We start from the raw sequence: 19,827 nt of genomic DNA, 5'->3' as shown, positions 1-19,827 counted from the left end.
ATCATTTTGCTGATTTAAAGAACTCTTGATGCTGCTTTAATAATTCGACCGTTAGAGGCTGTTTGAATTTCATAGGGTGGGCTGGCTTGTTCTTTTCGGTTACCTTTTCACCTTCATAAAGTGCGACCGGGTAATGCTTTAACAATTCCTCTCTAGCATCTTTACTGATTGTTTCTGCCATTTTCATCGCTAGATTTGTTATAGCTTCATTATCTTTATTCACTACAGCCACAGATTCCGTATAGGAGAAATTCCCCTCAGTCGGATCGACAAACTTGATCGGTAAGCCCGACTCTTTAGCCATCACGGCTTGATAGCGTAAACCAAAACCGGCAGCAACTTCCCCTGCTTGCACTTTATTGATTGGACCTGAACCTGAGCTCTCAAGATGCGGACCGCTATTTGCTATTAAGTCATGGAGAACCTTTTTCCCTTCTTCGTCACCGTATTGACTGATAATGGCTTGAACTAACAGCCACCCTGTTGAAGAGTCCAGGATATTAGGAATTGAAACGAACCCTTTATATTCCGGCTTTGTTAAGTCCTTTATCGAGGTCGGCATCGGCAGGCCTTTTTGTTTGATCACTTCCGTATTCACAAAAATGGAACCGGTATTTGCCAAAATCGGCGTATAATAAGCTGGATTTCGTTCCAATGCTTTTGTACTGAATGACAGGTCCTTAAACATGGAGTGCTGTTCCTGGGCACTTTCGATGAAATAGGAGCTCATCGTCACGACATCAGCCTCGATTTCATCGCCTTCTGCCAGCAGTTTCCCTCCTAATTCGGATGTGCCTAATGATTGAAGGACATATTTCCCTTCGTATCCTGCATCTTTCAGGGAAGCTTCCATTGCTGCAGTGGCTTCTTCGTCGCCATTCGTATAAATGACCACCTTTTCTTCATCCGCTTTGCCGCTGTTACGGCCCACCAATACAAATACCAAACCTAAAGCAACTAGAGACAATAAGGCTATCTTCATCGTTTTAAACATAATATCCCCCTCATTAATGTTTGAATTGTCTTTTTTGATAATGATCACAAAGTAGCTTCACGACTAGATTTGTAAAAAAGATAAGTAAAGACAGGATGAATATTTCATTGAATTTGGCAAAATGCTGAAGCTCTTTAATTTTACTGGCCACTAATGTGGTTTGGGCGGTGACCAAAAAGATGATTCCGCTGATCGTCACCATACTATTGATGAAATAGTAGCTGAACATCTCGATGACCGTGGATGCCGAGTTAGGCAGGATGACACGATAGATTGTCCTGATCCAGCTATCCCCCAATAGATTCCCGGTGGTTTCCCAAGCAGGGTTCATTTTGGATAAAGAGTTCTTCGCCATTAAATAGGGTGTTGTAAAGAAATGGACCATGTTACATAGAATGATGATGGCAAAGGTCCCCTTCCAGCTACTGCCGTTGAACAGCAGCAAATACGATAAACCCAACACCATTCCCGGTACTGTATTCGTCAACATCGAAATGACATCCATTGATGATTTCCCCTTAAGGGGCGTCCGGACATTCAAAACAGCCGAGCTAAAGGCGATGAACGTTCCCAGTACGGCCGTCATCAATGCAACGAATAAGGAGTTTTTATAAACTGCCGTTAAATCGCTCGATTGGAATGTGTCGATAAAATGCTTTAAGGTGAACGAGAGATTGTAAGGAAAACTAGTTAAAAATGGTGCAATGAACATGACCGCAAATACAGAAAACATCCCTATTAAGACCAGCAGCGAGATACCTCCAAAACATATATCCCTCCCTTTGTGCTGAGTCAATTCGATATCGCTGAACTTGTCATAATGAAAATTAAGTTTTTCGAGATAGTTTAATAGGAAAACACTGAATACTACCGGAATGAGCATGAGCATGGCAATCACTGCACCATTATTGAAATCCGGGATTGAACCTAGCATGACTTGATACAGTTGCGTCGCAACGACGGAGTAGGTCCCGCCGACTGAAGCCGGTATCCCAAAATCGGTGAAGCTCAAAATGAAGGAAAGTACAAAAGCTCCACCTAAAGTTCCCGCCAATGGCCGTATGATCGTATTCATGAAACTTCTTATCGTTCCGTCACCCATCAGTTTTGAAACGATGATGAACTTTTTATCCATGTACTTGAAGGAATTATTAATGAGAAGAAAAGCTGATGGCAATGTATAAATCACATAACCTATCAATAATCCATTAAATCCGTATATATCGAATAGAGTCCTTCCAAAAATCTTCGTTATGATCCCTTGATTGCCGAAAGAGTAGATGATAGCAAACCCGAATGTGATCGTCGGCAGCAGCATCGGAATTAGGATTCCTGTTTTAATTACACTTTTTAATGGCCTATATAATCGGGTGCAATGGATCGAATAGGCCAGGAAAAAGGCTAAAAGAGTCGTAATGACGGCTGTGAGACCTGAGATTTTCACGCTGTTTCCAAATGACTTCATCAGCTCTGCATTTGAAAGGACCGTAAGATAGTTCGAGAGATTGATTCCATCAGCCGTTTTAAAAGAACGGACGAACAATGTGCCAAGCGGCAAGAAAAGAAAAGCGGCAAATAGCAGTAAGATAGGTATATAAATGATTCTCATTGCCGGTTTTACATCAGGCATACTTTTCACCGAATAAGTTATAAATATTTTCTCTCTTGATCTCCAGCTGTTTAAGGATGAAATCCTTAACAAAATCATTGGCTGGCTGATTGATGATCTCTTGTGGTGATCCAAATTGAGAAATATTCCCTTGATTAATGATCAAAATTTTATCGGACATCGTCAAAGCCTCTTCCGGGTCATGTGTCACTATGATTGTCGTCAGCTTATATTCCCGGGCAATGGATTTGATGCGTTCCTTTATTGATTCTTTGATCACACCATCCAAAGCACTCAGTGGCTCATCAAGTAAGAGGATCTTCGGTTTCATGACAAGAGTCCTTGCGATCGAAACCCTTTGTTTCTGACCCCCGGATAATTCGCTGATCCTTTTTTTCAAATGTGGTGTTAATTCCAGGAAATCGATGTATTCCTGAAGCTCTTCCTTGGAAACGGATCCCTTCCTGTTCCTCAATCCATAAACGATATTTTCATAGGCGTTTAAATGAGGGAAAAGAGCGTAATCCTGGAAGACGATATTAAATCCTCGGTCTTTCATGGGCACGTTACTCAAATCGGCATCATTGAAAATGATTTTTCCATGATTGATACCGGTCAAGCCCAAAATTATATGCAATAAAGTAGTTTTGCCGCTTCCACTTGGTCCTAATAGTGAAACGATCTCCCCCGTTTTAATTTCAAGATTTATATTATCCAAAACTGATTTTCCATCGAATTGCTTGCTAATATTTTGTAGTTTTAGCAAACCGTTCACCTCCTTTAATACTCCCTTAGTATAAAAGCCATTTGTAAAACGAATTTGAGATTTTTGTAAATACTATGTAAATACTGAACACTTCTTTACTAACTTCATACTAACTCTTGACCAAATAGTGATATTTTTATCATCTATATGTTGAATATGTTCACGGTAAACAGTACACTTAAAATGAGTATCAGGAAGATAGATATGAAGAATAGGCGGGTGTAACTTATGCTTCCTCTTGAAAGGCAAAAGAAGATCATCGAGTTATTAACGATTAGAAAAGTTATGAAGATTGCCGAGCTTACTGAAGAAATGCAAGTTTCCATCGAAACCATCAGAAGAGATCTAAACCTTCTTACAAGGCAAGGAAAAATAGAAAAGATTTATGGGGGAGTTAAGCTAGGTCAATCGAAGTTTGGTGAATCGACGATAGATGAACGCATGTTCAGCCAATTAGAAGAAAAGGAAAGCATCGCCCAAAAATGCAGTGAGTATATCAATGATGGTGATTGCATCTATATCGATAGTGGTTCGACAACCTATCAAATCGCAAAATATATAAAACAGAAAAAGAAACTGACTGTGATAACCAGTTCAATCCCTGTTGTAAATGAGCTTATCAATAGCGATATCGAGATATTGATCATAGGGGGTAAAGTGAGGCAAAATGAACAATCCATTGTAGCATTTGATTACTTATTCAACTTTAGTGAATTGAATATTTCGAAGGCATTTATTTGTGCGAGTGGCATCACCGTGGAAAAAGGCATCTCCGACTATAATTTAGAAGAAGCGAACACAAGAAAAAAAATCATTGAATTATCACAAGAAGTCTATGTTGCCGCTGACAGCACAAAGTTCGGGAAAGACGTGACCATCGGGATTTCATCACTGGATAAGATCGATTACATCATTACTGACGATCATTTACATAAAGATTTTATCCATATGTATAAAGAAACGGACACACATTTGATCATTTCTTAAAAGCAAGAGAAAAACGGGAAAGATACAATCGTATCGTTCCCGTTTTTCCACTTAAAATCATTCGTCCATCTTTTCAGTTGGACTACATTCTTCTTTGGTTTTTTACCTGCGTTATTCCGTGGAGATTTAAAATGGGCAATCATTATGTTTATCATTACCGTTGTACTTGGTTCATTTACATTTGGCATCGGCGGATTGATCAGTGGAATCGTTTTTTCTTTTGTACATAACAAGATTTACATTAAAGAACTATTAGAAAAGGGATATCTCCCGGCAAACGAAAATGCAGAATCTGTTTTGCAAAGTTCAGGAATAACGGCTTGAAATTAATAAAAGACGAGGGTAAGTGGAATACTGATCCCCTCGTCTTTTATTTTTCCAATCGGAATTAATTTACGAATAGATATAACTTTCGATGATACTCCACAAATGCCTGCTGGTCCTTTTCCGTGAAGTCCATCCACTTCACTTTCTTGCATCTTTCCTCTAATCTCTCATTCAGCTCATCTTCTATTTCATTCATGAAACGAATGATTTCCCCATATGGCATATTAAAATGACGGGCTGCGAGCCGGGGTGGAGAGTGCTTTACAAGCAGTCTCATAAATTGATCGACTGTGTCCGCCTTTGAAGCAAGATAATCTTCTTCGTTCACGATGAATTCATACACTTGTTTTTTCACGCCAGAAAGCCTGGTTACTTCGTCGCGTAATAAAAACTCCATTAATCTTTCGTTCATATGGCTCTACCTCGAATTTGTACATATTTAAATTCCTTTTAGATTATGTATGAAAAGGTTAAACTGCTCAATATCTCATTATGACATCGTTACAGCAAGCCATCAAGCAAATCCTCCAACTATACACAAACCGTAATAATTACGGTTTAAAGTCTGTTTTTAGTAAAATAACATGCATATTCCCCATAGTCAACGTTCTTGCTGTTTATCATTTTTTTAGATGCATATTTCGCATCGTTTATTGGCAAAATGTGAGTATGAGCAAATGGAGTCATATCTTTATTAATTTTTATACATGTTAAGAGAATATATTTGTTAAAATTTGATATAATAAATGTAATATTTAGTCAATTAGCATCTTTTTATAGAATTTGCTTTTGCAAAGGAGTAAAATGTAGCTAATGACATCTTGTTTTTTCTAAATGTTTCCGAGGAGTTATAGGGTGGGTATAGCAAGTACATAGTGACAGCTGAAATGCTGTCCGACATATCGGTTGTTTTCATTTGTTCAGAATAACAATGAAAAGAATAAGGAGTGATTTTTTGAAACCTTCAACAAATCGCATGTTAACCCGTATTAAATCCGTTTATATGTTCATTAGTAATAACGGTACGGTTTCTACTCAAGAGCTTGTAGAAGAATTTGGCATCACTCCTCGAACTGTGCAGCGCGATTTAAATGTCTTAGCATACAATGACCTTGTTCAAAGCCCAAGCCGTGGCCTTTGGACGACAACAAGTAAAAAGGTGAAGATGTCATCGTAAAAAGAACGACCACCCGAACAAGATCGATATGTAAAATACTTTGAGGCGGACAATATTTGTCCGCCTCATTTTTCCTCTTATCATTATTCTGCAGGTTGGCCCGCTTTTAACTGTTCAAGCTCTTCTATCGTTAACTCTCGGTATTCACCAAGCTCAAGCTCCTCATCAAGCTGTAAACTTCCCATGGAAAGACGCTTAAGATAGACGACACGTTTACCAACGGACTCAAACATTCGCTTCACCTGATGGAACTTCCCTTCCATGATCGTCAGCTCGATATCCGATGTCAGACCTGATTTTAGAATATTCAATTCACCCGGTTTTGTTTCATACCCATCATCCAAGGTCACGCCGTTGCGGAATGCCTCAATATCCCGTTCCGTCACTTCGCCATCAATGACCGCAAAGTACGTTTTAGGGACATGTTTCTTCGGGGAAAGCAGTTGGTGGGCAAGCTTTCCGTCATTCGTGATCAGCAATAAACCTTCTGTGTCTTTATCCAAACGACCTACAGGAAATGGCTCGAATACGGAATCTTCTGGCTCCAATATGTCGATGACCGTTTCTTGGTGTTTGTCTTCCGTTGCCGACAATACGCCTGGCGGTTTATTCATCATTAAATAGATGAATTCCCTGTATTCAACACGTTCACCATGAACCGTCACGATTTCTGCTTCAGGGTCGACTTGTTCTTTCGGATCTTTCAGTAGCCGATCATTGACCTTAACGGCGCCGGATTTCAGGAGTTTTTTCACTTCTTTCCTGCTGCCATAACCAATATTGGATAATATTTTATCTATTCTCATCGTTTCCTCCTAAAGCCTTTTCAGTAAAAAGCCTTGCCCCTATTATGACAGGCAAGGCCAATATAATTTAATCTGGGGATTCACTTAATAATACCCTTTATTTTACACATCAAACTTCTATCTTATAATCCTAATTTTTCTTTTAAACGATCGATCCGGGTTCCGAATAGGCGATGGGCAAGTTTGCTTTTCAAGGAAAGTGCTGCAAAAATGAGAGCTCCGAAAGTCGCACAAATGGCCACGATCAAGATCGCTTGGAATCGCCCTTCCGTTGTAAACCACATCGCTAATAAACTGTTCATGCCCCATACTGCCAATCCCATTATCGCGGAAAAAACAGTGATCAATACGCTCCTTCTGATAGTAAGGCTATAACGATATCCAGTAAAGTAGGTAATGACATACATATTCAGCAAGACCGCCGCTAAATAGCCAAATGCCGTTGCATAAACGGATCCTTCCGTTTCAAACAACTTGATCATGGGGATATTCAAGCTCAATTTGATTAAAAAACCTAAAAGCAGACTGAGCACCGTATATTTTTGCTGATTGATTCCTTGTAAAACAGCCGCCGTAATGGAAAAGAGTGCAAACAAAACGGAAACGGGCGCATATGCCTTCAGGACACTGATTCCAAGTGGATCATGGCTGTAAAAGGCACTATAGATTGGATCGGCCAGCACCGACATCCCAACGACAGCGGGAATCGTAATGAACAACAAAATTTGAAAGGCTTGGTCCAGCTGGCGGTTGAACTCTTCGGTATTCTCGCTTGCATATGCCTTCGTCACCGAGGGAAGAAGCGCCATCGAAAACCCGGTTGCAAGCGTCATGGGAATTACGACTAGCTTTTGGGCATATACATTCAAAACCCCAAGGGCATCTTTAGCCACATGCTGTAAACCGATGGACGCCATCGCTTTATTGAAAGACAATAAGTCCGCAAACTGAAACAATGGCATCGCGATTCCGACAAATATGAAAGGAATCGACGAAAGAAATATTTCTTTATAGATCTCCGGCAAGGAAATGTCCATCGTCCCCCGGTCATTCTCCATCAAGCTGTCCAAATGGGGTTTTTGTTTTTTCCAATACCAAAATAACACCACTAAACCGCCGACAGCCCCGACCGTCGCCGCGAACGTAGCTATTTGGATGGCCTTCACTAATTCTCCATCCAGGACATTTAATACAACATACACACCTGCCAGAAGGAACACGATGCGGACAATTTGTTCAACAACCTGCGAAATGGCCGTTGGCTCCATCGCCTCATGTCCTTGAAAGTAACCGCGGATGATGCTCATGAACGGTACAAAGATCAGGGCAAAGCTGACTGCCCGTATGACCGCCGTGACATCCCTGACATCTTCCTTCCTGACACCAAAGACTTCAGTAAACATCGGTGCCATCGTATAGAGAATCAAAAAGGCAAGAAAGCCGGTAACAACCATTAATTTCAAACTCGATTTAAATAACTTCTCACCGACCGCATATTCCTCAAGCGCATTATACTTCGAAATGAATTTAGAAACAGCAAGCGGCATCCCTGCCGTTGCAAAACTGATGAAAATGGTATAGGGGATATACCCATATGAATAGAGTGAAGCCCCTTTATTCCCAACCATATGTTCAAATGGGATGACATAAAATAAACCAAGAACCTTGGAAATGATCGCTCCCAGCGTTAATATAAAAGCCCCTTTTAAAAATTTAGACGACATCTAATCCCATCCTGCCTCTGTCAGTTACGTTTCACACGCTTTTTATCTTAACATAATAAAGTTTTTTTTCTATAGAAAACTACACTCAAGTTTATCGTTTTCGAAGATAATACACAAACAAATAATTCCTCTTTTTCAACATTCGCAATCTGACGGGCTCTTGCTATATAATGGAGGGACTGAAAATGATAAAGTGGTGATCAATATGAAATATGATGTAGTGGTAATTGGCGGCGGCCCTTCCGGATTGATGGCAGCAATTGCAGCCGGGGAAAAAGGTAGCCATGTATTGTTAGTGGATAAAGGCGAGAAGCTTGGAAGGAAACTTGCAATCTCGGGCGGCGGACGCTGCAACGTGACGAACAGGCTCTCTATCGATGAAATCATTCAGCATATCCCTGGAAACGGGCGATTTCTATACAGTGCTTTCTCAGAGTTCAACAATGAAGACATTATTCAATTCTTTGAAAAATTAGGCGTTGCTCTAAAAGAAGAAGACCATGGCCGGATGTTCCCTGTAAACGATAAGGCACAAAGTGTGGTGGATGCCCTGCTGACGCGCCTGGCGCATTTAAAGGTTACGATTTATAAGAACTCCCCAGTTGCTGAAGTACTCTATGAACACGGAAAAACAAGCGGGGTCCGGTTGAAAGATGGACAGACCATTGATTCAGATGCAGTCGTGATCGCTGTCGGTGGAAAATCAGTTCCCCATACCGGTTCAACTGGCGACGGCTATGGATGGGCTAAAAAGGCGGGGCATACGATTACCGAACTGTTCCCGACTGAAGTTCCCTTGCTTAGCCAAGAAACATTCATTAAAGATCGAACGCTTCAGGGTCTCGCACTCCGGGATGTTTCATTGAGTGTCCTTAACCCAAAAGGAAAAGCCTTGATTACGCACCAAATGGATATGCTCTTCACCCATTTTGGCGTCTCTGGTCCAGCTGTACTAAGATGCAGCCAATTCGTCGTAAAAGCGATGAAAAAGTGGAATCTCTCGGAAGTGACCATGAAGCTCGATGCCCTTCCCGATCGAAACAAAGAAGAAGTCTTTCAAGACATCATAAAAGAAATCAAAGCCGAACCGAAAAAAGCCATTAAAAATACATTAAAAGGGTTGGTTCCGGAACGATATCTTCACTTCCTGCTTGAACGAAGCGGCATCGACCTTCAAGAACAAGGAGCAACGATCTCAAATGAGAAAATTCGCCGATTTGCTGAACTATGTAAGGAATTCCAATTTGGAGTACACGGCACCCAGCCGCTAGAAAAGGCCTTCGTCACAGGCGGCGGTGTATCCGTCAAAGAAATCCACCCTAAAGAAATGGCTTCCAAACTAATGGACGGACTGTATTTCTGCGGTGAAATTTTGGATATACACGGATACACAGGCGGCTACAATATAACATCGGCATTAGTAACCGGAAGACTTGCCGGGTTGAATGCTGCCATGTATGCCCGTTCATAATACACAAAAGAGGCTGATCTAGTTGGATCAGCCTTTTTTGTGTGTGATTTCGTTTGTTGTGGCATTCATTCAGCGTTTTCCTGGAGAATAATTCCGCAGACAGCCCTCTTTTTTCGATTGATTTCACAGTTTTTCGACCCGCCGAACGTATTCGTCCTTCCACTACTTTTTTTCATTGTGCCGCCGACAGTTTTTTTGGCCTATCCTTAATAAATTTCTGGATGATAGCGAAAAGCTTCCAGGTCAATGGTATTCCGATTGGTGAATGTGACGCCTTCACTTTCCAGCATCGCCTTCTGGTGTTCCGCGGCTCCCTCTGCTTTTATGCCGATTTCGCCTTTGGCATTGATTACCCGATGCCAAGGAAGGTCATATTTTTTGCTGCTTGAATGAAGGATCCTTACGACCTGCCTTGCGCCGCGCGGACTTCCAGCAAGCTGTCCAATCTGGCCATATGTCATCACTTTACCGGAGGGGATATGTTGAATGATCTTAATAACCCGTTCAGTAAAACTTTCCATATTCTTCGCCCCTTTGTCCTATCTGTTATTCAAAATCGTAATTTTTTCATCGGTTATGAGGATTTCATGATGCTTGATCAAATCTGCTTTAAGCGTTTCAGGTACTCTGAGGTCATCGTAAGCACAAACAGAAATCAATCCTCGCTCCGTTATCAATTTATCGATTCCTTTTTCATATTCACCTATCGCAACGCTTGCTTGATCTTCTTGGCCCCATTCTACATGGCCCCAGGTTCGCACGAGTTGATTTTGTTTTGAATATGAATCGATATTTTCCAAGAAATAATGAACCAGCGTTGAAGGATGGAAGTCTCCATGAAAACAATAAAAATCAAAATTATTAATAAGATTCACTTTCTTCAATTGCTCTTCATTTAAATGAAGCTGTAATTTTTTTTGCACGAAAGGAAAGATGCGATCATTTTCCACGACCAGGATATTGTCTCCCTGCTCAACACCGGCAATAATGAATGTTGCCTCGTTTTCAATGTAGGTTTCCAATTCATTAAAACAGTATAAGATATGGCCTCCACCTGATTGTTGCATATTTTCTATCAGTTGTTTCATATTGTTATCCAAAAAGAATCTCTCCTTTAAATACACCAGTCCGCACTATGTATTACGTTTAACTTTACCTATAATCCGCTTGTTTGTAAAATTCATAGAAGGATATAATCAGTCTTTGCTAATTTATCCCGTGAAAATTAAAACGGTTCGGAATGGGAATCTGGTTCGTCGGAATGAGGGTCCGTTCATTCGAGTAACAAAGGCAGCCCCATTCAATAGCCGTTACTTCATGTATTTACCCCCCTTTGATGTTCGTCCTTAAATTACAGGATAATACGGCACATAACGCGGGTTATAATAATAGGACGGACTTGGCCCTATGAGGGGCAAGTCAAAGGTAAAGGGATTGGAATCATATAACAACTCCACTTTTTCATCCGATTGTTCGACCAATATTATGGAAAGATAACTCGTTATCAAGACATCCCCATCACGGTTCCGGAGCAACGCCAATTTCGTCAGCCTGGTGTAGAAAAATTAATGGTGCCACGGCCTATCATCGAAAATCCCAATTATAGAGGCAGCGGGAAATTAACAGGCAAGGTCGCATTAATAACTGGCGGTGATAGCGGGATCGGTGCAGCGGCCGCCATCGCTTTTGCTAAAGAAGGCGCAGATGTTTCCATTGCTTATTTGGATGAACATGAGGATGCTAATCGGACGAAAACAAGAATTGAAGAGCTTGGACAACGATGCTTACTGCTGCCTGGTGGTTTAAGGGATAAACGGCAATGCATCAATATCGTGGAACAAACCATCGAAACATTTGGAAAGCTTGATATTCTTAGTAACCATGTAGGCATTCAATTTCAGCAATAAAGCTTGCTTGATATTACGGATGAGCAATTCGATGATATTTTAAAGTGAATATCTATTCCCACTTTTACACAACCCGAGCAGCCCTTCCACATTTAAAAGCGGGGTCCTCCATCATTAATACATCTTCAGTCGTGACGTTTAATGGGAATAAGCAATTAATTGATTACACAGCGACTAACGGAGCCAACATTGGTTTTACCCGTGCCCTGGCAAACAGTCTTGTCGATCAAGGGATCCGGGTGAACGCCATTGCACCTGGAAAATTTTGGACGCCGCTCATCCCGGCAAGTTTCTCTGCAGATGAAGTGACGCAAGTCGAGAACCCGATGCAACGTCAAGGCCAGCCGTTTGAACTGGCTACCACCTATGTGTATACCTCGCTTCTGATGATTCCCGTTTCGTGACCGGACAAACACTTCATGTCAATGGTGGGGAACCGACTTCATCCTGGAGACATAGTCAAGGTCTTGGGTTTATGTGGTTCTTAGACTTAATGAAAAAAGACTACCTTGGTTGCCCCTCGTGCAGCAATAGGTAGTCTAATATGGTCTTATGCAACGGAAAACGATCGGGCCCTCATGCCCTTATTTTTTCTTATAAATGATCATCGCACTAAAACAGTAAATCTGTTCCTCTTCCTCTTCACCCGAAGTGGCGACATTGTATTTGATATCGACGATTTGATTCTCACGAATGTCTTCCAAGAAGACGTTCATTTCATCCTCTAGGTCCTTTTCATGCTCATAATCAAATAATTTCACTTGAATCATCGACTCTCCCCTGCCCTTTTACTATAATGATAGTTATTGTGCAGGATACCCGTTTTTCATGATGATTATACTTGTTTTGTTTGTAAAGCGGATAATAATGCAACCACCTCATCTCCGACTTCTTCTGTAGAAGCTGCCCCGCCCATATCTGGGGTCAGCGCTTTTTTATCGACCATCACCTGTTCGACCACGTCCAACACTTTTGCGCCCCATTCCTCATGCCCAAAGAAATCAAGAATCTGACTGGCAGACCATATGGCGGCAAGTGGATTGGCTATGCCTTGGTGTGCAATATCCGGCGCTGAACCATGAATCGGTTCAAACATTGAAGGATAGGTCCGTTCCGGGTTTAAATTGGCTCCTGCCGCCAGTCCCATCCCGCCTGCAATGGCAGCACCTAAATCCGTGATGATGTCACCAAACAAATTGGAAGTGACAACGATTTGAAATCGCTCAGGCTGTTTGACAAAAAACATGCTGGCCGCATCGACCAAATATGAATTCGTTTCAACATCCGGATACTCAATCCCGACTTCTTCAAATACCTGATCCCAAAAAACCATGGAATAATTCAATGCGTTCGCCTTGCTTATACTCGTTAGTGTCCTGCCCGTCTTACGAGCCAGTTCATATGCATATCGGATGATTCTCTCCGTTCCTTTTCGTGAAAAGACCCCAGTCTGCAGTACGACTTCTTCCGGCTTGCCTTTGAATAGCCAATCACCGGCACCGGAATATTCCCCTTCACTGTTTTCACGGATGACGACCATATCAATTTGATCACGAGTAACGTCTTTTAATGGGCAGGGCGCACCTTGAAGCAATTTTACGGGCCGAACATTCACATATTGATCAAATTGCTTTCTAATTTTCAGCAAAAGTTCACGTAATGAGACATGATCCGGTACACCAGGATAACCGACCGCCCCAAGATACACGGCTTCAAACTTCTTCAATTGTTCCAGTCCGTCGTCAGGCAGCATTTTACCGTGCTCAAGATAATATTCACAACCCCATGGAAAATATGTAAATTCGAAAGAAAAATCCCCGGCAATCCCAGCAACTTCTTTAAGGACCTTCACACCCTCGTTAATCACTTCTGGGCCTATCCCATCACCCGCGATGACCGCTATTTTATAAACATTCATCCTTCCATTCTCCTTTGTCTATATTTTCTGATTTTTTCATCCTAATTTTAACATATAACTTATTAGCCCTAATCCTAATGATAAAAATTTTCTGAAGAGTTGAGCATAAAACATGGATGAAAACGTTCATGAAAAAGAGCCCCTCCATAATGAAAGGGCTCTTTTTTCATGCTTTTAAATATGCTCGTCTTTCCGCATACTCACGGCATTGTGAACAAACCGTGATCTTTTTTCTATCTTCATTCAAATAAGTCGTTACATTCTTGGATTTACGCTTGCAAAAGTAACAGGTTTTTTTGAATAACATCTTCACTTAACGATGACTTCGCCGTCCCATTCAAGCATTCCGCCAACCATATTTGCCACTTTATATCCTTGTTCCTGAAGATAATAGCATACATTTTCACTGCGGCGTCCTGAACGGCAGATAAAGATATATTCTTTTTCTTTATCAAAATAGTCAAGATTTGCTGGGATATCATTCATGCGAATATGTTTTGCGCCTTCGATGATTCCTTCTTGCACTTCTTCATCTTCACGAACATCGACAAGTTCCATCGCCTCTCCTGCCTCAAGCTTGGCTTCCACTTCTTCCGTTGTAATGATTTTGATTTCTTCCATAATTAGCACCTCGAATTATCGTTTGATTTATCTTATTCATTATAACAAAATTTCCAGTCAAACATCACATAATGGGACCATCGCTTTTCAAGCTCGTGAATCCATTCATCCATTCATCATGAAGCATCCCGTTCTGAAATCCGGAGCCAAATCGGGATTCGTATCCGAATGATCTCCGCTCCTATAACATTAAAACGCCAGCTAATATAAATGGCTGGCGTCTTATTTTGAACTTATGATTCTTTCTTAATGTCTGAAACCTCGCTCATACTGTTTAGGAATCTTTACTTGTTTATTTAAGGTTTTTGATGCTTCCAGAGTCCAGTAAGGATTGCGCAGCATCCCTCTGCCCACTGCCACCAAATCTGCTTCTTCATTTCCAATGATTGAATTTGCAAGAATCGGATCGTCTAATCGACCAACAGCAATCACTGGTATATCCAAAGCTTTTTTAATTTCCCTAGCCAATGGCGTTTGATAACTAGCATGCGTACCCGGTCTTCCGTCTGCTCCAATAGGACCTTCTCCGCCAGAACTCACATGGAACATATCCACGCCTGCTTCTTTAAAGGCTTTTGAAAAGGCAATGCTTTCTTCCAGACCATATCCGCCTTCAACATATTCTTTGGCGGAAATGCGCATGATTAATGGCATGTCAGCAGGCATTTCGCTTTTCACAGCATTAATCACTTCCACTCCAAATTTAGTCAGGTCCCTTCCATATTCGTCCTCACGTTTATTCGTAAGCGGTGATGTGAATTGGTGGATTAAGTATCCGTGTGCACCATGTAATTCAATTACGTCAAACCCTGCTTGAACAGCCCTTCTGACTGAAGAACGGAATTTTTCGACCATTTCCTTCACTTCTTCCGTCTCTAAAGCCCTTGGAGTTTTAAACGTTTCGTCAAATGCTATGGCTGATGGGGCTACTGGAGTTTCGGCATCTTGCGCTTTACGGCCTGCATGGGCTATTTGGATACCGATTTTCGCTCCGTATTGATGAACCTCCTTAACGATTTTTGAGAAGGCATCAACTTGATCGTCAGACCATAATCCAAGATCGCCATTCGTAATCCGGCCATCAGGTTCTACATCCGTCATTTCCACGATGATTAACCCAGTGCCACCAATTGCTCTGCTCACATAATGGTGCTGATGCCAATTAGTTGGTATCCCATCTTCCGCTTCGACGGAATATTGGCACATCGGCGGCATGACGATCCTATTTTTCAGTTCAAGTTCTTTTATGCGATAAGGCGAAAATAAATCTTTCATTTTTTTGTCTCCTTCAATTTATAATGCATGCACATGCATTTATATCATCTCGATAATATTGTGTCAACTAATCAGATTCTCCTTAACAGACGATTGCGTTCATTGTAAACGCTATCGTCTGTTGGTACACATTCTTTAATATGTGGTATATTTAAAGGAAGTAAGCAGAGGAAGGCGAATATAAATGTCCAGTGAACAAACCCTTTTAAATACATGGCTATCTTTTACACGTATTCATGCCGAGCTCGCCAATGAGCTTGATCGAATGCTGCAAGCAAGACACCAAACGGCTTTGAATGAGTTTTATGTTTTATTATTTTTATCAAAAACACCAGAAAAAAAACTGAGGCTGCTGGAATTGCAACAGTTAGTCGGGTTAAGTCAAAGTGCGATGTCAAGGCTTTCTGTTAGAATGGAAAATAAAAGCTGCGGTGTCATTCAAAGGCTTGGATATGAAGACGACCGTCGCGGTGTGTGTGCGATCATTACGGACCTTGGGGAGATAAGACTTCAGGAAATCCTTGCCACCGTAAATGAAACACTTGAAAAGACTTTAAAGAATAATGACATCGACACAGCACTGAAATTATTCGTCCATGCAAAAAAGCGGACCTCAGAAGAATGATTGAAGCGATTTCGATAGCTTATATGAAATTGTGCTCCATTCAATTTGGGGCTTTTTTCTTTTCCATATTTAGTAAGGTATCCAAAAAAAGGAGAAAGACGAATGCTCTCGTCTCTCTCCTTCATTCAACTATTAAAAGTCAAAATTATCAGGGTCTGGTCCAACTCGATGATCCTGATTCAATCCATCAATTTGGTTCATTTCTTCTTTCGTCAATTCGAAATCGAATACAGATGAATTTTCTGCAATACGATGTTCTTTCGTGGATTTAGGAATCGTTACCGTCCCATTTTGTAAATCCCAGCGTAAAATGATCTGTGCGACGGATTTACCATGGTTTGCAGCAATCGCTTGTAATGTTTCATTATCCAGTAATTGACCTTGCATCAAAGGAGACCAAGCCTCAAGTTGAATGCCTTGTTCCTTACAAAATGCTTGTAGTTCTTTTTGAGTTAAACGCGGATGATATTCCACTTGATTGACCATCGGCTTCACTTTTGCATCTTCCATTACATCTTTAAGATGGTGAATCTGGAAATTGCTCACTCCGATCGCTTTTACTTTTCCTTCTTTATAAAGAGTTTCCAGCGCTCTCCAAGCATCTTTATATTTTCCTTCCACTGGCCAATGGATGAGATATAAATCCAAGTACTCCAAGCCAAGTTTGTTTAAGCTGTTTTCGTAAGCCGCAATAGTCGATTCATACCCTAAATCGGCATTCCAGACTTTTGATGTTACGAATAAATCTTCCCTGGAGATGCCAGCTTCTTTTAAACCCTCACGGACCCCTTGTCCAACCCCTTCTTCATTTCCATAAATGGCTGCCGTATCAATACTGCGATAACCATGTTTAATCGCCACTTTAACCGCATTTACCAACTCAGGACCTTCTTCCACTTTAAAAACGCCCAACCCGAACCAAGGCATTTTAACACCATTATGCAACGTTGTTGTATCTTGTAAATTTGTTACCATTATCCATCTACCTCCTGATTTTTTCTTCATTGTTTTTATAGACTGTAATGCGCTTTTAGTATCAGTATCATTACATCCCTTCAAGGAATCTCCCCCATTCGCTGAAGGGATGTAATGATACTTGGTTTATGATACTATTTCACGCAATTTAAGAAATGAAACAGACCATTCTAACATGCATCATTTTTTCAATCCTATGCTAGTTTTTCCGTTCGCTTGGTTTTGTCTTTACTTTCCAAGGCCCGGCTCCACCCTGTTAAAATCACTGCTGCAAACACCATGACTCCACCTATCCACGCTGTATGGATCAGCCCGATCGAATCCGTAATCACCCCTCCTAAGTAAGCACCAATGGCGATTCCTGCATTGAAGGCGGCAATATTGATGGCTGACGCCACGTCCACTGCACTCGGCACGAAACGCTCCGCTAACATGACGACATAGACTTGAAGCCCTGGAACATTCATGAATGCAAACAATCCCATTAAAATGATCGTAATTAACCCAGCTATCTTAAACGGTGCCGTGAAAGTCAAGACCACGAGTACAATGGCCTGTATAAGAAACATATAGAATAGGGCATTAATAGGATTGCGATTGGCCAATTTCCCGCCAAGGGTATTTCCTATTGCTATGGCTACTCCATATACTAGCAAAATCAAGGCGACAGTTCCTTCTTTAAACCCTGTCACTTCCTGTAATAAAGGAGACAAGTACGTGAAGACGACGAATGTACCGCCATAGCCTAACGCTGTAATGATGAATACTAACAGCAACCGGCCATTCGTCACCAATTTGATTTGGTCACGGAACGTGGTCCGTGCAGCTTTTCTTAAATCGGATGGGACTAGGATGCCGTTCCCGATGAAAGCAATCAAACCGATTGCCACAATGATGATGAAAGCGTATCTCCAGCCGAATTGTTGACCGATGAAGGTTCCAAAAGGAACTCCGGTCACCGTTGCCACCGTCAGACCTGTAAACATGATGGCGATGGCACTCGCCCTGCGGTTTTCAGGGACCAAATCAGCAGCAATCGTCGCACCTATTGACATGAAGATACCGTGGGCAAGTGCTGAAATGACACGGGCGATCAATAATACACTGATCGTGGTCGCAGAAGCCGCTAGTGCATTTCCGGCAATGAACACGACCATTATCCAAAGCAATAAAGTCTTTCTCGACATATTCGATGTCAGGGATGTCAGGATAGGTGCCCCGAACATGACCCCCAAGGCATATAAGGATACCGTCAATCCGGCCGTCGTGACTGTAATGTGTAAATCCTTTGAAATGAGTGGTAATAATCCCACGCTGATGAACTCTGTCGTTCCAATCGCAAAGGCACTGATCGCTAACGCCAGCAATGCCCATGTACTTCTATTTTTACTTGAAATCATATCCTCTTCTCCTTCCCGTTGTTTTGACTATCGTTGAAATTGCCTAAGCAACTTTTTTATAAATGGTACATTGTAATTCGGTGTGCAAATGTTATTATGAGATATAATGCAAATAAAAAACAGTACGTACTTTAAAGTAATATAGGCACCTTAAAGTTCCTATAAAAAAAGGAGAGTATGCAAATCATGCAAAAGAAGAAGTACAATATATCAGTTGAAGCGACACTGGAAGTACTGGGCGGGAAGTGGAAATGCGTAATCCTCTGCCATCTGACCCACGGAAAAAAGCGGACAAGTGAATTGAAGCGTCTTATGCCAAACATCACCCAAAAAATGTTGACCCAACAATTGAGGGAGCTGGAACAAGACGAAGTCATCAATCGGATCGTATACAACCAGGTCCCCCCAAAAGTGGAATATGAACTAAGTGAGTATGGACAAAGCCTTGAAAGTATCCTATCCGCGCTATGTACGTGGGGGGAAAATCACATAACAAGGGTGTATGGTGATAAGTTTTCCGTTCTCGAGGAAAGTGTATTGAATGATCAATTGAAGTAATCCGCCACAAATACAAAAAAGATTAGCTCAAAATGACTAATCTTTTTTTGTTTATAAATCTCCTATTTTAGCTAATATATACAAAGAGAAAATACTCATTCAAAAGTTGTGGATACTACATAGCCATCAAAGTACGTTCATGCTATCTAAACCTTTGGAAATATTTTTTGTTTTTTCCATGAGTTTCGTGTTTTATAAGAACTATTATTAATCCCTTCATTTTTGGTATAATATGTAATATACTAATAAATCCAACTATCTTGACCAACAAGTACAGTGTTGATCATTTAAATTTTATATTTTATTTATGAATGAGTATAATGGTGAAACCAAGGGTGACATATGAGGGTCTTATTAGAATTGATACGCATCATATTGATATTCGGGATAGCCGGAGCAATCATTTCCGCCATTTTAAACGGCATATATACCAACATAGGAGTTAACACGAAACAGTATGGCTGGCTGGGTTCGATTGCTATACTTATTTTGTTATTTGTCTGGTATAGAAATAAACTTCAGTTTAGAGGCTGGTATGCAGGAAAAGGGCAGGAAAAACTCCCCAAAATACCCTCACAAATACTCATCATGTGCTCACTTTTATTGTTATGTGCCCCACCCATTTTAAGCGTGTTACAGATGGTCTTCAATAATCTGGATTATATATCAAGTATAGGGCAGGAGTGA

The 19,827-nt window shown here is 41.1% G+C and carries 21 protein-coding genes and 1 pseudogene; 8 read left to right on the top strand and 14 right to left on the bottom strand.

Annotated elements, in window-relative coordinates:
- Nucleotide 1: 1 nt before the first annotated feature.
- Genes ACQKMH_RS02145 through ACQKMH_RS02135 form a run of 3 tightly spaced genes read right to left on the bottom strand, consistent with a single transcriptional unit; the run spans nucleotide 2 to nucleotide 3,369 of the window.
- Nucleotides 2–994, bottom strand: coding sequence for an extracellular solute-binding protein (locus ACQKMH_RS02145; RefSeq protein ID WP_427585866.1), 993 nt, complete (start codon nucleotides 992–994; stop codon nucleotides 2–4).
- A gap of 13 nt (nucleotides 995–1,007) precedes the next feature.
- Entirely contained in the window at nucleotides 1,008–2,624 is a 1,617-nt protein-coding gene (locus tag ACQKMH_RS02140) for an ABC transporter permease subunit (RefSeq protein WP_427585865.1), read from the bottom strand.
- A complete protein-coding gene (locus ACQKMH_RS02135; protein WP_427585864.1) occupies nucleotides 2,617–3,369 on the bottom strand; it encodes an ABC transporter ATP-binding protein in 753 nt (250 codons plus the stop codon). Before ACQKMH_RS02135 ends, ACQKMH_RS02140 begins: the two co-directional genes overlap by 8 nt.
- A 228-nt stretch (nucleotides 3,370–3,597) precedes the next feature.
- Here ACQKMH_RS02135 and ACQKMH_RS02130 point away from each other — a divergent pair, with 228 nt between their 5' ends.
- Nucleotides 3,598–4,356: a DeoR/GlpR family DNA-binding transcription regulator gene (locus ACQKMH_RS02130; RefSeq protein ID WP_427585863.1), complete on the top strand. Its 759-nt coding sequence runs from the start codon at nucleotides 3,598–3,600 to the stop codon at nucleotides 4,354–4,356.
- 144 nt (nucleotides 4,357–4,500) lie between these two features.
- Nucleotides 4,501–4,680, top strand: a complete 180-nt coding sequence (locus ACQKMH_RS02125) for a hypothetical protein (RefSeq protein WP_427585862.1) — start codon at nucleotides 4,501–4,503, stop codon at nucleotides 4,678–4,680.
- Between the two features lie 64 nt (nucleotides 4,681–4,744).
- Here the strand turns inward: ACQKMH_RS02125 and ACQKMH_RS02120 are convergent, their stop codons facing one another.
- Nucleotides 4,745–5,095 (bottom strand): hypothetical protein, encoded by a 351-nt coding sequence (locus ACQKMH_RS02120; protein WP_192206148.1) that lies wholly within the window; start codon nucleotides 5,093–5,095, stop codon nucleotides 4,745–4,747.
- 543 nt (nucleotides 5,096–5,638) lie between these two features.
- Between ACQKMH_RS02120 and ACQKMH_RS02115 the strand changes: the two genes are divergently transcribed.
- Nucleotides 5,639–5,860, top strand: coding sequence for a DeoR family transcriptional regulator (locus ACQKMH_RS02115; protein WP_034309346.1), 222 nt, complete (start codon nucleotides 5,639–5,641; stop codon nucleotides 5,858–5,860).
- An 83-nt stretch (nucleotides 5,861–5,943) separates the two neighbouring features.
- Here the strand turns inward: ACQKMH_RS02115 and ACQKMH_RS02110 are convergent, their stop codons facing one another.
- A complete protein-coding gene (locus ACQKMH_RS02110) occupies nucleotides 5,944–6,666 on the bottom strand; it encodes a pseudouridine synthase (protein ID WP_427585861.1) in 723 nt (240 codons plus the stop codon).
- A 122-nt stretch (nucleotides 6,667–6,788) separates the two neighbouring features.
- Nucleotides 6,789–8,390 (bottom strand): putative polysaccharide biosynthesis protein, encoded by a 1,602-nt coding sequence (locus ACQKMH_RS02105; protein ID WP_427585860.1) that lies wholly within the window; start codon nucleotides 8,388–8,390, stop codon nucleotides 6,789–6,791.
- Nucleotides 8,391–8,595: 205 nt separating this feature from the next.
- On the opposite strand from ACQKMH_RS02105, the gene ACQKMH_RS02100 reads away from it, so the two are divergent.
- Complete coding sequence (locus ACQKMH_RS02100; RefSeq protein WP_427585859.1) at nucleotides 8,596–9,861, top strand: NAD(P)/FAD-dependent oxidoreductase; 1,266 nt, start codon at nucleotides 8,596–8,598, stop codon at nucleotides 9,859–9,861.
- Nucleotides 9,862–10,067: 206 nt separating this feature from the next.
- Here the strand turns inward: ACQKMH_RS02100 and ACQKMH_RS02095 are convergent, their stop codons facing one another.
- Both ACQKMH_RS02095 and ACQKMH_RS02090 read right to left on the bottom strand, forming a co-directional pair.
- Nucleotides 10,068–10,382, bottom strand: a complete 315-nt coding sequence (locus ACQKMH_RS02095; protein WP_427585858.1) for an MGMT family protein — start codon at nucleotides 10,380–10,382, stop codon at nucleotides 10,068–10,070.
- 18 nt (nucleotides 10,383–10,400) lie between these two features.
- Nucleotides 10,401–10,961, bottom strand: a complete 561-nt coding sequence (locus ACQKMH_RS02090) for an MEDS domain-containing protein (RefSeq protein WP_427585857.1) — start codon at nucleotides 10,959–10,961, stop codon at nucleotides 10,401–10,403.
- A gap of 363 nt (nucleotides 10,962–11,324) precedes the next feature.
- Here ACQKMH_RS02090 and ACQKMH_RS02085 point away from each other — a divergent pair.
- Nucleotides 11,325–12,216 (top strand): annotated as a pseudogene (locus tag ACQKMH_RS02085) (SDR family oxidoreductase); the annotation flags it as partial.
- 136 nt (nucleotides 12,217–12,352) lie between these two features.
- Here the strand turns inward: ACQKMH_RS02085 and ACQKMH_RS02080 are convergent.
- The 4 genes from ACQKMH_RS02080 to ACQKMH_RS02065 form a co-directional block, all read right to left on the bottom strand.
- A complete protein-coding gene (locus ACQKMH_RS02080) occupies nucleotides 12,353–12,538 on the bottom strand; it encodes a sporulation protein Cse60 (RefSeq protein ID WP_230154436.1) in 186 nt (61 codons plus the stop codon).
- A gap of 65 nt (nucleotides 12,539–12,603) precedes the next feature.
- Nucleotides 12,604–13,686 (bottom strand): tartrate dehydrogenase, encoded by a 1,083-nt coding sequence (locus ACQKMH_RS02075; RefSeq protein ID WP_427585856.1) that lies wholly within the window; start codon nucleotides 13,684–13,686, stop codon nucleotides 12,604–12,606.
- A 309-nt stretch (nucleotides 13,687–13,995) separates the two neighbouring features.
- Complete coding sequence (locus tag ACQKMH_RS02070) at nucleotides 13,996–14,307, bottom strand: rhodanese-like domain-containing protein (RefSeq protein WP_427585855.1); 312 nt, start codon at nucleotides 14,305–14,307, stop codon at nucleotides 13,996–13,998.
- A gap of 246 nt (nucleotides 14,308–14,553) precedes the next feature.
- Nucleotides 14,554–15,582 carry an NADH:flavin oxidoreductase/NADH oxidase gene (locus ACQKMH_RS02065; RefSeq protein WP_427585854.1) on the bottom strand — a complete coding sequence of 343 codons (1,029 nt, stop codon included), beginning with the start codon at nucleotides 15,580–15,582 and terminating at the stop codon, nucleotides 14,554–14,556.
- 184 nt (nucleotides 15,583–15,766) lie between these two features.
- Between ACQKMH_RS02065 and ACQKMH_RS02060 the strand changes: the two genes are divergently transcribed.
- Nucleotides 15,767–16,207 (top strand): MarR family winged helix-turn-helix transcriptional regulator, encoded by a 441-nt coding sequence (locus tag ACQKMH_RS02060; RefSeq protein ID WP_427585853.1) that lies wholly within the window; start codon nucleotides 15,767–15,769, stop codon nucleotides 16,205–16,207.
- 132 nt (nucleotides 16,208–16,339) lie between these two features.
- On the opposite strand, the gene ACQKMH_RS02055 is transcribed toward ACQKMH_RS02060, so the two are convergent.
- Nucleotides 16,340–17,182: an aldo/keto reductase gene (locus ACQKMH_RS02055; RefSeq protein ID WP_427585852.1), complete on the bottom strand. Its 843-nt coding sequence runs from the start codon at nucleotides 17,180–17,182 to the stop codon at nucleotides 16,340–16,342.
- 194 nt (nucleotides 17,183–17,376) lie between these two features.
- Nucleotides 17,377–18,582: an MFS transporter gene (locus ACQKMH_RS02050; protein WP_427585851.1), complete on the bottom strand. Its 1,206-nt coding sequence runs from the start codon at nucleotides 18,580–18,582 to the stop codon at nucleotides 17,377–17,379.
- Between the two features lie 186 nt (nucleotides 18,583–18,768).
- Here ACQKMH_RS02050 and ACQKMH_RS02045 point away from each other — a divergent pair, with 186 nt between their 5' ends.
- A complete protein-coding gene (locus ACQKMH_RS02045; protein WP_137018715.1) occupies nucleotides 18,769–19,140 on the top strand; it encodes a winged helix-turn-helix transcriptional regulator in 372 nt (123 codons plus the stop codon).
- 342 nt (nucleotides 19,141–19,482) lie between these two features.
- Nucleotides 19,483–19,827, top strand: a complete 345-nt coding sequence (locus ACQKMH_RS02040; protein ID WP_427585850.1) for a hypothetical protein — start codon at nucleotides 19,483–19,485, stop codon at nucleotides 19,825–19,827.

This window comes from Peribacillus sp. NPDC097895 (assembly GCF_050277555.1).
GTDB lineage: Bacteria > Bacillota > Bacilli > Bacillales > DSM-1321 > Peribacillus.
Note: the sequence above shows the minus strand (reverse complement) of the source record. Positions and strands in the feature narration are given on the sequence as shown.